The sequence below is a fragment of the bacterium genome (assembly GCA_040753085.1).
Classification (GTDB): domain Bacteria; phylum UBA9089; class JASEGY01; order JASEGY01; family JASEGY01; genus JASEGY01.
In genome coordinates, this window is the sequence record JBFMHI010000016.1 from 1 (window position 1) to 12,900 (window position 12,900).

Sequence of the window (12,900 nt, forward strand, 5' to 3'; positions counted from 1 at the left end):
GGTAACCGTTCAGCACATAATGCTGGATGCTCGATCCTCGATGCTCGATCCTCGATGCTCGATCCTCGATGCTCGATCCTCGATGCTCGATGCTCGATCCTCGATGCTCGATGCTCGATGCTCGATGCTCGATGCTCGATGCTCGATGCTCGATCCTCGATGCTCGATGCTCGATGCTCGATGCTGGTAAAGGATCCAGTATCCAGGATCGAGCATCGAGCATCGAGTTTGTGCCTTAGTGGCTGAACGCTTACAATAAGAGTAACTGCTCAGCCACAAAGACACGAAGGCACTAAGACACGAAGGCACTAAGATTCCAGAAGCCAATAGCTAATAGCCAAATAGCCAATAGCCAATAGCTAATAGCCAATAGCCAATAGCTAATAGCCAATAGCCAATAGCCAATAGCCAATAGCTAATAGCCAATAGCCAATAGCCAATAGCTAATAGCCAATAGCCAATAGCCAATAGCTAATAGCCAATAGCTAATAGCCAATAGCTAATAGCCAGTAGTCTCTTTGGTCCTTTTAGTCCTTTTAGTCCTTTTAGTCCTTTTTAGTCCTTTTAGTCCTTTTGGTCCTTTTAGTCCTTTTAGTCCTTTTAGTCCTTTTAGTCCTTTTGGTCATTTTAGTCCTTTTAGTCCTTTTGGTCCTTTTGGGTTAAAGAGCCAATAGCCAATAACCAATAGGGCATTCCCCCCTATTGCCTTTGTGTCTTAGTGGCTGACTAGTTACAAACAAGATAAATCCGGAATCCGAAATCCGCAATCAGGAGGTGGGTTCAATGTTTAAAACCTTGGTGAGGACTTTTATTTTCCCCTTGACGTTACTGTTTGGCTTATCCGGGGTAGCCTCGGCTGGTCCGATCAGCACAGATCCAGCCGACTGGCAAGGACTGGAGCCTGAAATAATCGATGAATTAGACGATTATAATACAGGCAACACCATAGCCGCCACGGAGGATGAGTTGACGATGATCTTTTGCGATCCGGCTCATCATAACATCGGATGCCAGGGGGGGTTTGATCTATGGATTGCTACCCGAAACTCGAAAGATGAGGAATGGGGTGTGCCGCAAAATATGAATGGGTTTCAGGTGTCAGGGTTAGCCAGGAAGAATCAATTTAATACGGCGGCTAACAACTGGCCTCCGGCTATTAACGGGGATGGAACTATCCTTGTCTGGGAGGACAAGCGAAAGCCGAGTAATCCTGACGCCAATTATGCTAACAAGATTTGGATATCCCTCAAACTTACAGATGTCAGCCAACTTACTAATCCTGATGATCCCTTTTATAAGGCTTATCATGATGACTGGGGCAGCAGCTTTGGCTCCTGGAGTGTGGGTAAATGGGGGCCGGCGGTGAATATAGACTACTACAATCAAAAATTGGGCGGTGGAAATTTAAACTCTTCAGGGAGTTCCACCGATGGCGATCCGGAGATATCCAAGGATGGACTGGAGCTTTACATCTCTACCGAGCGAGAGGGTGATAGAGACATCTGGATTGCCACCAGGAACTCACTTAGCGAGCCCTTTACTAACTTGAAGAATTTAGATGACTATAATGTAGACCGGGGCGGCTCACCCCTCAATTATGGCGGGGAGGATGAAAATCCGGCTATCTCGGCGGATGGCCTGACTATGTTCTTTCTCTCTAAAAGAGATGGTGGTTGGGACGTCTTTATAACCACCAGGAAGAGCTTAGATGCCCCTTGGGGTGAGCCGGTGAATGTCTGCGAGGATCTACTTCTTCAACCTGAGGGTCTGAGTGGGAATCAATGGGGTATTGATTTTGCTGGTGATAGTTTATATCTCACTCATCAGGGGAAGATACACATCATCGAGAATATTCCTTCAGGTTCTCCTATAACCATCATCTCTGTGGTCGACCAGGGCGGGATAAGGAGGTTGGTGAAAGCTTACTACAAGCCGAGCACAGCTACTATTATTTACTGGGAAGAATATAAGGGGAATCTGGAACAACACATTCCGCCGAAATTCTGGCATCTCTTTTGAAGGCGCTGAGGCGGATTAATTCGACTGAGAGTTACGAGGTATTTAAGATGGCACCATTTCCTAAGTATGAAAGAGGGGTAGGGTTGCTCGAAACGGTGATTGCGGCGGTGATCCTATTATTTGTGGCTCTGGCTGCCGCCACCATCTTTTATCAGGGGGCAGTTTCCACGGTTAACACTAAACAGGTCCTCGAAGCTAACCACATGGCGCAAAAGAAGATAGAGGAACTTAAGGCCCTCGGTCGGGGTAACATCGACACTATTATGACGGTGGCGGGGATAACTGGTCCGGGAGTGCCATACGCTGATCCGGAGTCCACTACTATAGGTAACGATCTACCCGCCACGATGACTACTACCATAGAATATATTGATGATCCGGCTGATGGCGATCCAGGGGATACCGATTATGCGAGGATAGAGGTAAAAGTAGATTGGCTGGAAAATAATCAATCACGAGAGAGAGCCCTACAGACCGATATATTCCAATAAAATTGCAGATTGGCGATGGCGGAAGGCGGATGTGGCAGAAGTTTTGGGATAGGCTTTTAGAATTCTCCATTCACCATCGACCATCTGTAATCCAGAGGGGGATGAAGAATGTTTAAATCCGAAAGAGGAATAGCCCTGGTAGTGGCCCTGATAATTATGGTGGCGATAATGGGCTTAGCGAGCGCTTATTTGCTCCTGACCATTTCTGAGTCCAGGAGAGCCAAGGTGGATGAATATTACCTCAGACGTCTCCACACGGCTGATGGGGGGATACAACAAGGCATCTGGCGGTATGAAGATGTCGCTGCCTTTAAGGAGGCTGTAAAAAACGACGGTGATACCTGGTTTGTCATCACCTTGCCTGACGGTGGCGTGGACACGGTTGTGGTGACGAAGTAAGACCTATTCAATGCGGATTTCGGATTGCGGATTGCGGATTTAGAATCTGAAATCCGAAATCCGAAATCGGGAGGGGGAAGATCAGATTTCAGGTAGATTAAGGGGAGCTGGTTTTTCGGATGGGCTATAATACGATTAAAAGTGATAAAGGGTTTACCGTAATAGAGGTAATTATTAGCACCGCCATCCTGCTGGTGATGGTCTTAAGTATATACACCTTCTTTGTTTCAGGACTGTTCTCCTCGTTAAAAGGAGAAAATAAGTCACGCGCGGTCCAGATCGTCAGATTCGCTATGGACGGAGAATTGACCAATCCCAGAAATCCCGGCCTGATTGACGAACTGAGGCGGGCGGGCAAGATTACTTTGGCCGATGAAGATTCCATTAATTTTGACATAACTGACACCAGTGGAGTGACTATTAATACTATCGATTATTCCTATCTGGAGCCTGTCTCACTGGCTACTACCGCGAGCATCCAGAGAGCAGATACCCAAGGAAGCGCTGTTATTGCTGATCACATCCTGCATCCTGATGGCTTGCAATTCACCTATTTTGACGGCAATGGTGATACGCTGGCCTTCCCTATTGGAGACCCATCTGTTATTCGTCAGATACAGGTGGAGATAAAGACTGACATTAATGGCGACGGCCAGCCTGATGCCGTTTTGACCACCAAAGTGGCCCCTCGAAACCTGTAACTGTTTACTAAACCTCTTCTCTCCTCAACACCTCGGCAAATTCCGGCTCTTTCTGGGCATGCTTCTTTAAAACTAAAACCTTCCAGACCCAAGTCTCTCACAATTTCACCTGGATGTCATTAGAAATTAATTGACAAATCTTTTCACTTCATGTAGAATAAATAGGAGATCTACACCGAGGGCTGTTACTAAGATACCAAGGCTCTTTAGCCGTGATCCGTGTCCGAAAGAGGGAAGAACGGACACGGAGAAAAAAGCGGGCACGGATAACGGTCAGGGAGGATGGTGGAGTGTCTGATGAGCAAAGACAGACGGACCCGAGACTCGACGACCCGCAAGCAGATGCCCCGAACTCGAAACTAATTATTGCCATTGACGGCCCGGCCGGGTCAGGCAAGAGCACGGCCGCCAGGATATTGGCCCAGAAGCTGGGCTATAAATATGTAGATACCGGCGCCATGTATCGCGCTGTTACCCTGAAAGGCCTCAGGTTAGGCGTAGACCTTTCAGGTGAAGAGATAGTGGCGATTCTTTCGGAAACGAAGATAGATTTCAAGGATAGCCGGCTCTACCTTGATGGCGAAGATGTTTCTCAGGAGATAAGAACCGGCCCAGTGACGGCAAATGTTTCGAAGGTAGCTGCCAACGCCGGCGTTCGAGCTTGCCTGGTAGCGCTTCAAAGAGAAATGGGCGATAGTGGCGGCATCGTTATGGAGGGACGAGATATTGGGACGGTGGTCTTTCCTGAGGCTGACTTGAAATTTTACCTTGACGCCTCTCTGGCGGAGCGGGCCAGACGTCGAAGTCAGGAACTAACAGAAGAACACGACCCGGAAAGGCTAAAAGAAGAGATAAAATTGAGGGATGAGAAGGACAAAGGACGCCAGAGCGGCCCCTTGAAGTTAGCCGAAGGCGCTCTTCTGATAGACACCACTGAACTGGGGATTGAGGAGGTAGTTGAAAAGTTGAGAGTTAAGAGTGAAGAGTTGATGGTTAAAAGAGGAAAAAGGTGATTGGCTATCGGTGATCGGTGATCGGTAGTCAAAAGGAAGTGAAGCAACTGATTACCGATTACCGATTATCTGATTATGTCTTACCGAATCATACAGTTTATTCTCGGGCTGGTATTTAGATTGATCCTTCGCCTCAAGGTAGTCGGGGAGGAAAATATCCCCCCCAGCGGACCGGTTTTGATTGCTTCCAATCATATTAGCTATCTTGATCCTCCTTTACTGGGGGTGGCGGTCAGGGGCCGTCAATTAAATTTTATGGCCAAGGCCGAGCTTTTCAAATTTGCGCCTTTTGCCTGGGTTCTCAGAAGTCTCCATGCCTTTCCAGTGAAACGTAAATCTGCTGATCGGAAGGCCATAATGAGGGCGGTTAATATTCTGAAAGAGGGCCAGGCCTTTCTTCTTTTTCCTGAGGGGACTCGCAGTCATAATGGCCAATTAGGTCGAGGGCAACCAGGGGCAGGCATAATTATTAGCCAGGCTCAAAAGTCGTGTGCCCTATCCATAATTCCGGCCCGAATTAGAGGGTCAGAGCTTGCCTTGCCTCGCGGGGCATTCTTTATCCGTCCTAAACCAGTGGAGGTTAAATTCGGGCCGCCTGTGCTTCTGGAGAAAGTACCTGAGGGTAAAGAGGGCTATCAGCAAGTAGTCGATACTGTTATGGAAGAAATCGGGAGACTGTGAAACTTCCCAAGGAGCGAGATATAAATGAACTCGAAACCCAACGACCCGCAAGCGGGTGCCCCGAACTCGAAATTTGTTTGTGCTGAAGACATTATGACTCGGCAAGTGGTTACGGCCCGGCCTGACATGTCGGTCAAGGAAGTGGCTTCACTTCTGGTTAAATATAAGATCAGCGGATTGCCAGTAGTAGATTCTTCAGACCGCCTGATCGGGATTGTTACTGAAGCCGACCTGGTGCACCAGGAGACAAATCTTCACCTCCCTTCTGTCCTTACCATCTTAGATTCCTTTCTTGTCTTGGAAAGCCCGAAGCACTTTGAAGAGAAATTGCGGAAGATGGTAGCCGATAAGGTGGGGGATATAATGAGCAGGCAGGTAATTGCCGTCTCTCCCCAGGCTGCCGTAGCTGAGGTAGCTACTATTATGTCCCAAAAGCGGATTCATCTTCTACCGGTTGTTTCCAATCAGAAGTTAGTTGGGATTATCAGCAAGGCTGACCTGGTTCGGTTTATTGCGGGAGAATAATCCAAGGTAAGCGTTCAGCCACTAAGGCACAAACTCGATGCTCGATGCTCGATCCTGGATACTGGATCCTTTACCAGCATCGAAGATCGAGCATCGAGCATCCAGCATCATGTGCTGAACGGTTACGAAGCAGCATTACAGGCTGAAGGCTGAAGACTGAAGGCTGAAGTTCAATAGCCTTCAGCCTATCCACCTGTTTTAATTATGCCTATTCTTCCTATTAATATTTACGGTGACGCTATTCTTAAGAGAAAAGCCAAAGCGGTGACTCAAATAGACCAAAGGCTTTATGATTTGGCCGCTAATATGGCCTTCACTATGGAGTCTTATCATGGGATCGGTCTGGCTGCGCCCCAGGTTGGAGTCGGTCGAAGGATTATTGTCCTGGGGATAAATCAGGAGCAGTCAAAGGAACTCATTACCCTGGTCAATCCGGAAATAATTGAAGCTGAGGGGGAGGCGGTGCAGGAAGAGGGGTGCCTTAGCCTTCCGAAAATGAAGGGTGAAGTGAAGCGGGCACATCGTTTGATCCTTAAAGGTTGGGACTTGCAGAATAAAGAAGTGAAAATGGTGGCTACGGACCTCTTTGCCCGGGTTATCCAACACGAGATTGATCATTTAAACGGCACCCTCTTTATTGATAGGATGGATAAAGAGCAGAGAAATTTCCTTCTGACACAGTTTAAAGAAGCCCGTCGCCGGAAGAAATAAGGGGAATAAATCAGCCATCCCAAATCATGCTTAACGCCCTGACCATTGACGTGGAAGATTACTTTCAGGTTTCGGCCTTCGAATCGATTGTTAGCCGCCAAGATTGGTCGCTCTACGAGTGCCGGGTGGAACCGAATACCCGGCTAATCCTCAACATCCTGCGAGAGGCGGGAGTCAAGGCCACCTTTTTCATTTTAGGCTGGGTGGCCGAGCATTTTCGCTCTCTGGTGGCTGAGATAGCCTTTGAGGGCCATGAAATTGCCAGCCATGGGTATGCCCATCAACTTATTTACAATCAATCAAAGGATGAATTCAGAGAAGATATTGAAAAATCAATCGACCTCTTAGAGGGCATTACTGGAGAACCTGTTTTAGGTTATCGGGCGCCTTCTTATTCGATTACCCGCAACTCCTGGTGGGCCTTAGATGTCCTGATCGAAGCCGGGCTGAAATATGATTCCAGCATCTTTCCTATCCATCACGACCGATATGGCATTCCTGATTTCCCCCGGTTTCCTCATCAAATAAGAGATGACTTCTATGAATTCCCCATATCTACTTTAAAGATAGGGGGAATGAATTTCCCTATGGCCGGAGGAGGCTATTTTCGGCTTTTACCCTATCCGATCACCAGATGGGCCATAAACAGGATTAATGATCGAGAGAGGCAGCCGGTTATTTTTTACCTTCATCCCTGGGAATTTGATCCTGACCAGCCAAAGCAGCCCATAGGCGGATTAAGCCGATTCAGGCATTATGTTAATCTGGATAAGACCGAGGCTAAATTCAGAAGGCTCCTGGAAGACTTCCAATTCGCGCCGGTAAAAGAGATATTGGGGATTGGGGATTGCGGATTGCGGATTGGAGGATGAGGTATTGTTCATCGTTTGGGTCATTCCTAAGTTTCGAGTTAGAGATTTCGCCCTTTTCTAAACCCGAAACTTGAAACTGAGACCAGGGCCGAAACGATGAACCATACCTCTCTGGGAAGATTTTCGGATAAAAATATCAGCAGTAATACGATGCTGAACATACATCATCCGGTGACGGACAACCACAAGGGGTCCCTACGGACATTCAAGGTATATGTGGTAGGGACAGGATTTATCCCTGTCCGCCTCTGGAACGATTACCCGGCCAAGGCGGTAACCTGGAAAAAGTTCCCTCTCCCCTTGGGGGAGAGGGTTAGGGTGAGGGGGTAAAGCGTAAGCATAAGTAACTGTAATTATACTAAAATCAACGCTCAATTTTATCCGAGAGCGTTCTCTGGTTAAGAGGAGGTGATTGGAGTGGGAAGAATTGTATCGCACGTCACGGTGGAGAATCCGTTGAATCCAGAAAGCCGAGTTGAATGCGACGCCCTTGTCGATACGGGGGCTTCCCATATGATTTTGCCCCAGGCGTGGCGTGCACGTCTGGGTGAGCTTCGCGAGCTTGGAACCGTTGAGATGGAGACAGCCGATCAGTCCTTACTGAGAGGGACAGCCTGCGGGCCGGTGCAAATCCAGATTGAAGGCTTCCGGCCTATTTTCACTGAGGTCGTGTTTGTCGACATGAAACCGGAGGACGGGAAGTACGAGCCTCTCCTCGGTTATATCGTGCTCGAACAATCTCAAGCCGCCGTGGATATGCTCGGCCACCGTCTTATCTATGTAAAGCATCTTGATCTGAAGTAGCTTCCCTTGTAACTACTACTCAGATGGATAGGCTGAAGGTTGAAGGCTATTGAACTTCAGCCTTCAGCCTATCAGTTACCAAGGCGTGGAGGTCGTGATTATTGGCCAATGAAGATTCTTACCCTAACCACCCTTTTCCCCAACCCGAAACAACCGCATTTGGGCCTTTTTGTCCGCGAACGGGTAAAGGCCATGAGCCATTTATGTGAGCTTAAGGTAGTGGCTCCGATCAGATGGCCCAGTCGATGGCGGATGGCGGATGGCGGATTTAGAATCCGAAATCCGAAATCTGAAATCCAAAATCCAAAATTAGAGGTTTTCCATCCCTCGGTCTTTCTGTGGCCAGGGATAGGTCGTTCCCTGCACTGGGTGGCTTATTTCCTTTCCGTAGTTAGAACCATCTCAAGACTTCGGCAGACCTTTTCTTTTGATCTTCTGGATGTGCACTATGCCTATCCGGACGGGGCGGCCGGGGTACTGTTGGGTAAATATTTGAAGGTGCCGGTAAGTATCACGGTTCGGGGAACGGACATCAACCTCTTTAGCCGGGAGAGACTTCGGGGAAGGGTGATTCAATGGGCTTTAGTTGAAGCCGATCTGGTTATTGCCGTTTCCGTTGATTTAGGGAGAAAAGTAGTTGATCTGGGGGTTAGCCCTGAAAAGGTGAAGATTATTCCTAATGGGGTCGATTCAGAGAAATTTTATCCGGTAAACCCTGCGGAGGCGAGGAGGCAGTTGGGATTGTCCTCTGAGTCTTTGGTCATTCTTTCTGTGGCTAATTTGATAAAGACAAAGGGGATTCATCATATTATCGAGGCGGTGAAGGAAGTTAGGGAGAAAGGGAAAGAGGTGAATTTAATTATTGTAGGTGAAGGCCAGGCCAGGCCGGGTTTGGAAAGGCAAATCAGAGACCTGGGCTTGATTGATTCGGTTAAACTTATTGGAGCTTGCGAACAGACTCAATTATATCTCTGGTATAATGCCGCTAACCTTTTCTGTTTGGCCTCTTATCGGGAGGGTTGTCCTAATGTCTTGCTGGAGGCATTAGCCTGCGGCTGTCCGGTGGCGGCTGTTGAGGTGGGTGGTGTGCCTGAGATTATTACTTCTGAAGACTATGGCCTTCTGGTAAAGAGTCCTCCTGATCGGGGCAGCCTGTCAGAGGCTATCTGGAAGGCCTTGAATAAAGACTGGGATAGAGAAAAGCTAATTAGCTATGCCCGGGAAAGGACCTGGGATAAGGTAGCCGAGCAGGTTATGATAGAATTCAATCAGATTGCGGATTGCGAATCGCGAATCGCGAATTGCGAATTACGGATTTAGAATTCGAAATCCAAAATCCGAAATCTGCAATCGGTATGTTCGCAATCCGCAATCCGCGATTCGCAATCCGCGATCCGCAATTCGCAATCCGCAATCCGCAATTCGCAATCCGCGATTCGCAATCCGCGATCCGCAATCCGCGATCCGCGATTCGCGATTCGCAATCCGCAATCCAATGTATGTTTTAATCACCGTTGACACCGAATCCAGTAAACGTCGAGGCAAGCCCTTGCCTTATGAACAGATGGTCTATGGCCGGGTAGGGGAAGAGTGCTTCGGTATTCCAAAGATTATTTCTATCTGTAATCAATATGGGCTGGGGGCTACCTTTTTTGTCAGTGTCTTTGAGGCCCAGCATTATGGGGCAGACCTTATCAAAAAGACCTGCTTAGATATAGCTGAGGCAGGCCATGATGTTCAGCTCCATACCCATCCTAACTGGATATATTCGGATTGGCTTATGTGGCAATATCCCTTGGAGAGGCAGATAGAGCTGATCAAAAGGGGCAAGGAGATGCTTTGCCAATTTTTGGGGGAACCGCCCATTGCCCATCGGGCCGGAGCATTTGGAGCGGATTTTAATACCTTGAAGGCCCTGGCCGCCAACGCCATCCCGATCGATTCCTCTTTTTTCTTTGGGTATCCTTATTGCCGGCTTACCTCGCCACCGCTCTCCAAAAACGGCATATCAGTAATCAGCGGAATGCAGATGGCGGCATCCGCCATCCGCCATTCGCCATCGGCTAATGGAGTGGTGGAGATACCGCCCACAATTTTTACTGAAATAAAATTAGGTTCCTTTAAGCGCTACCGGAACCTTGATCCCTACACGACTTCTTTGCCTGAGATGATTCGAGTGGTTAAGCAGGCCAAGGAGAGAGGCTTGAAGACCGTGGTGGTCTTGCTGCACAGTTTTACCTTTTTAAGGATGGACAGGGATCGAACCAGATTTGAACCGGACTGGAAGGACATTAAGAAATTCGACCAGTTTTGTGCCTGGCTCAAAGGCGAGCCGGGGATAGAGGTGGTCACCATGAAACAGATTGCGGATTTAGAATCCGAAATCCGCAATCCGAAATCCGCAATCAGTATGTCCGCAATCCGCCATCCAAAATCCGAAATCGAAGATGACCTGGTGCCTCATCCGGGTATGCCCTATACCCTTATGCGGTCTTTTACTCACTTCCGAAAGAGCCGGAAAAACAAACTGGTGGCCATATTTAGTCTGAGCACCGGTCTATTTCTCCTGATGTTTCTCGGGTGGCTTATTGGATTTCGGTAATCGTTCACCACAGAGATACAGAGACATAGAGAATGATTTTAGATTTTTCTCAGTGTCTCTGTGTCTCCGTGGTGAGGTGAACGGTTACGGATTTCGCCCCCACTTGGTGGGCACCCCAGATTTCGGATGGCAAATTTGGGAATGGATTTGGGGCATGGTTCAAAGATGACCCTTTGCTTGTCTTACTTCGGTTTAGACAGGATAGGTTCCGGGTTTTTCGTCGGTCGTCTTGCGTCTCTCTTCCCTCGTCCCTCGCCTCTCGCCTCTCATTTCTCATCTCTTAATTCGTTGATTGACAGTAAGTTATCTTCTATTCTATTAAATCATAACAAAAAATAGTTGACAAAAAATCGATTTTGGTGTATGATAAGCCAACGTTTGAATAGAGCACGGATCACAATTAATTAGTGTACGTGTTTTTTTTCTTTTTAAGGGGTGTTTTATACTATATATTGTATATAAGGGGTAGACCCTAATACTATATATGCCCTTTAGAGATATTTATAGTATAGTATAGATAGAATTTTTAAGACCGAATTTAAAAAAGTTGTTGACAAAGATAGGCTCTTAGTGTAGAATATGGATTCAAAATAAAAGAGGGGTGCAGTCTCTTTATTTGCATAGTATCACAAGGCTTGAAACCATTGGCCTGGTTCATCGTGAGGGGGCAGGCATAAGTTTTGGGTTAGAGATTTCGTCCTTTTCCAGACCCGAAAATCGAAACCCGAAACTGAACCAATGGCCGAAACGATGAACAAAGCTTATTTAATCCTACCAATGAAACACAGTTTTAGATCCAGCAAACATTGTCCCAGCCAGTTTATTTTATCCGGGAATTTTCAAGGTTACCTGAAGGGGAAGGGGTAGATTTTATCGGGGAATTATTTTATCCGGGAATTTTCAAGGTTACCCGAAGGGGAAGGGGTAAATTTTAGCCGGGAATTATTTTATCCGGGAATTTCCAAGGTTACCTGAAGGGGTAACGGTTAAATACTCTCTGCTTTTCTGGGGGAGACGGGATGGGTTTTAACTAAGGGCGGTTAAGCTTGTCCGGCTACTTTGAGGGGCCGGGCAGGCTTAGTCGCTGGGTTGCCTTCTCTGGTGAGAAGCTGGTTAGAAAAACGAATAGACCGGGAGGGGCAATAGCCGATAGGTAATAGCCAGTAGCCAATAGTCCCTTTGGTCCTTTTGGTCCCTTTGGGTTAAAGAGCCAATGGGCTATTGGCTCTTGGAAGGGGATTAAGATGAGATCGGCTTTAGCGGCTTTATTTCTTTCGATAGCTTTAATCGCGGGTATTTGTGGCAGCCCGGCTTATGCGGCTGGTGAAAAGGACGAGATGACCCTTGGGCAGCGGATGAGTAGATTAGAGGAGCGAATGCTTAGATTAGAGGTTATGTTGGAAGAGAAGTTTAAGGCCATCGATCAAAGGTTTGAGGCAGTCAATCAAAGATTTGAGGCAGTCGATCAAAGGTTTGAGGCGGTCAATCAGAGGATTGACGATTTGAAGGCCAGCGTTGAGGAGAGGTTTAATTATGTCTATATAATGTTAGGCGGTATTTTAGCTCTATTAGGCGGCGTTTTTGCTCTTATGGGGATTATGCTTAGCAAGGTGGTTTCGGTGTTGAGCGAAGAAAGGCCGATAGGTCACCGGCATTATGAGCAGATACAGAGGAGAGAGGATGAGATAGAGGCTGAAATCAGGTCAATAAAGCGGAGAGAAGAAGAGATATTCGGCCGGTTAGAGAATCGGGTAGGCCGAATAGAAGAACAACTCCCGGTGGCAGCCTGAGAGCAGGCCCAGGCAGCCTGGCGCGTGGGATTTGTCCACCGAGGAGTGACCCAGACATCTGGCTGGTGATTTAGAAGTGCAATAGGCGATAGGCAATAGTCAATAGCCAGTAGGTAATAGCCAATAGGCAATAACTAATAGGCAATAGCCGATAGGTAATAGCCAGTAGCCAATAGTCCTTTTGGTCCTTTTGGTCCCTTTGGTCCTTTTGGTCCCTTTGGTCCTTTTGGTCCCTTTGAGTTAAAGAGCTCTTGGCTAATAATGAGACTTAGCGCGTAGCGCATGAAAATAA

At 47.5% G+C, this 12,900-nt stretch carries 17 protein-coding genes; 14 read left to right on the forward strand and 3 right to left on the reverse strand.

Annotated features, from left to right (window positions below):
- Both AB1797_03540 and AB1797_03545 read right to left on the reverse strand, forming a co-directional pair.
- On the reverse strand, window positions 1–209 hold a 209-nt coding region (locus AB1797_03540; GenBank protein MEW5766686.1), incomplete at its 3' end, for a hypothetical protein.
- Window positions 210–330: 121 nt separating this feature from the next.
- The gene (locus AB1797_03545; protein ID MEW5766687.1) at window positions 331–468 is read right to left on the reverse strand and encodes a hypothetical protein; all 138 of its coding nucleotides are present in this window, start codon (window positions 466–468) and stop codon (window positions 331–333) included.
- 315 nt (window positions 469–783) lie between these two features.
- On the opposite strand from AB1797_03545, the gene AB1797_03550 reads away from it, so the two are divergent.
- The 7 genes from AB1797_03550 (at window position 784) to AB1797_03580 (ending at window position 5,829) form a co-directional block, all read left to right on the forward strand.
- Entirely contained in the window at window positions 784–2,019 is a 1,236-nt protein-coding gene (locus AB1797_03550; GenBank protein MEW5766688.1) for a hypothetical protein, read from the forward strand.
- A gap of 47 nt (window positions 2,020–2,066) precedes the next feature.
- Complete coding sequence (locus tag AB1797_03555; GenBank protein ID MEW5766689.1) at window positions 2,067–2,510, forward strand: hypothetical protein; 444 nt, start codon at window positions 2,067–2,069, stop codon at window positions 2,508–2,510.
- A gap of 108 nt (window positions 2,511–2,618) precedes the next feature.
- Window positions 2,619–2,909, forward strand: coding sequence for a hypothetical protein (locus AB1797_03560; protein MEW5766690.1), 291 nt, complete (start codon window positions 2,619–2,621; stop codon window positions 2,907–2,909).
- 119 nt (window positions 2,910–3,028) lie between these two features.
- Window positions 3,029–3,610, forward strand: a complete 582-nt coding sequence (locus AB1797_03565; protein MEW5766691.1) for a prepilin-type N-terminal cleavage/methylation domain-containing protein — start codon at window positions 3,029–3,031, stop codon at window positions 3,608–3,610.
- Window positions 3,611–3,900: 290 nt separating this feature from the next.
- A complete protein-coding gene (cmk, locus tag AB1797_03570) occupies window positions 3,901–4,623 on the forward strand; it encodes a (d)CMP kinase (GenBank protein ID MEW5766692.1) in 723 nt (240 codons plus the stop codon).
- Between the two features lie 75 nt (window positions 4,624–4,698).
- A complete protein-coding gene (locus AB1797_03575) occupies window positions 4,699–5,304 on the forward strand; it encodes a lysophospholipid acyltransferase family protein (protein MEW5766693.1) in 606 nt (201 codons plus the stop codon).
- Window positions 5,305–5,328: 24 nt separating this feature from the next.
- The gene (locus AB1797_03580; GenBank protein ID MEW5766694.1) at window positions 5,329–5,829 is read left to right on the forward strand and encodes a CBS domain-containing protein; all 501 of its coding nucleotides are present in this window, start codon (window positions 5,329–5,331) and stop codon (window positions 5,827–5,829) included.
- A 70-nt stretch (window positions 5,830–5,899) separates the two neighbouring features.
- Here the strand turns inward: AB1797_03580 and AB1797_03585 are convergent, their stop codons facing one another.
- Window positions 5,900–6,022, reverse strand: a complete 123-nt coding sequence (locus tag AB1797_03585) for a hypothetical protein (GenBank protein ID MEW5766695.1) — start codon at window positions 6,020–6,022, stop codon at window positions 5,900–5,902.
- An 11-nt stretch (window positions 6,023–6,033) separates the two neighbouring features.
- Here AB1797_03585 and def point away from each other — a divergent pair, with 11 nt between their 5' ends.
- From def to AB1797_03620, 7 genes are all read left to right on the forward strand, one after another.
- On the forward strand, window positions 6,034–6,540 hold the full coding sequence (gene def, locus AB1797_03590; protein ID MEW5766696.1) for a peptide deformylase: 507 nt from the start codon (window positions 6,034–6,036) through the stop codon (window positions 6,538–6,540).
- A 26-nt stretch (window positions 6,541–6,566) separates the two neighbouring features.
- Window positions 6,567–7,412 carry an XrtA system polysaccharide deacetylase gene (locus AB1797_03595; GenBank protein MEW5766697.1) on the forward strand — a complete coding sequence of 282 codons (846 nt, stop codon included), beginning with the start codon at window positions 6,567–6,569 and terminating at the stop codon, window positions 7,410–7,412.
- 96 nt (window positions 7,413–7,508) lie between these two features.
- Entirely contained in the window at window positions 7,509–7,742 is a 234-nt protein-coding gene (locus tag AB1797_03600; protein ID MEW5766698.1) for a hypothetical protein, read from the forward strand.
- Window positions 7,743–7,829: 87 nt separating this feature from the next.
- On the forward strand, window positions 7,830–8,216 hold the full coding sequence (locus AB1797_03605) for a retroviral-like aspartic protease family protein (protein MEW5766699.1): 387 nt from the start codon (window positions 7,830–7,832) through the stop codon (window positions 8,214–8,216).
- A 108-nt stretch (window positions 8,217–8,324) separates the two neighbouring features.
- On the forward strand, window positions 8,325–9,536 hold the full coding sequence (locus tag AB1797_03610) for a glycosyltransferase family 4 protein (GenBank protein MEW5766700.1): 1,212 nt from the start codon (window positions 8,325–8,327) through the stop codon (window positions 9,534–9,536).
- A gap of 175 nt (window positions 9,537–9,711) precedes the next feature.
- Window positions 9,712–10,818, forward strand: a complete 1,107-nt coding sequence (locus AB1797_03615) for a polysaccharide deacetylase family protein (GenBank protein MEW5766701.1) — start codon at window positions 9,712–9,714, stop codon at window positions 10,816–10,818.
- A gap of 1,244 nt (window positions 10,819–12,062) precedes the next feature.
- Entirely contained in the window at window positions 12,063–12,608 is a 546-nt protein-coding gene (locus AB1797_03620; protein ID MEW5766702.1) for a hypothetical protein, read from the forward strand.
- The last annotated feature ends 292 nt before the right edge of the window (window positions 12,609–12,900 follow it).

Coding starts and splice junctions, on each gene's coding strand:
- AB1797_03550 (MEW5766688.1), top strand. CDS start 784: ATGTTTAAAACCTTGGTGAGGACTTTTATTTTCCCCTTGACGTTACTG.
- AB1797_03555 (MEW5766689.1), top strand. CDS start 2,067: ATGGCACCATTTCCTAAGTATGAAAGAGGGGTAGGGTTGCTCGAAACG.
- AB1797_03560 (MEW5766690.1), top strand. CDS start 2,619: ATGTTTAAATCCGAAAGAGGAATAGCCCTGGTAGTGGCCCTGATAATT.
- AB1797_03565 (MEW5766691.1), top strand. CDS start 3,029: ATGGGCTATAATACGATTAAAAGTGATAAAGGGTTTACCGTAATAGAG.
- AB1797_03575 (MEW5766693.1), top strand. CDS start 4,699: ATGTCTTACCGAATCATACAGTTTATTCTCGGGCTGGTATTTAGATTG.
- AB1797_03580 (MEW5766694.1), top strand. CDS start 5,329: ATGAACTCGAAACCCAACGACCCGCAAGCGGGTGCCCCGAACTCGAAA.
- def (MEW5766696.1), top strand. CDS start 6,034: ATGCCTATTCTTCCTATTAATATTTACGGTGACGCTATTCTTAAGAGA.
- AB1797_03595 (MEW5766697.1), top strand. CDS start 6,567: ATGCTTAACGCCCTGACCATTGACGTGGAAGATTACTTTCAGGTTTCG.
- AB1797_03600 (MEW5766698.1), top strand. CDS start 7,509: ATGAACCATACCTCTCTGGGAAGATTTTCGGATAAAAATATCAGCAGT.
- AB1797_03610 (MEW5766700.1), top strand. CDS start 8,325: ATGAAGATTCTTACCCTAACCACCCTTTTCCCCAACCCGAAACAACCG.
- AB1797_03615 (MEW5766701.1), top strand. CDS start 9,712: ATGTATGTTTTAATCACCGTTGACACCGAATCCAGTAAACGTCGAGGC.
- AB1797_03620 (MEW5766702.1), top strand. CDS start 12,063: ATGAGATCGGCTTTAGCGGCTTTATTTCTTTCGATAGCTTTAATCGCG.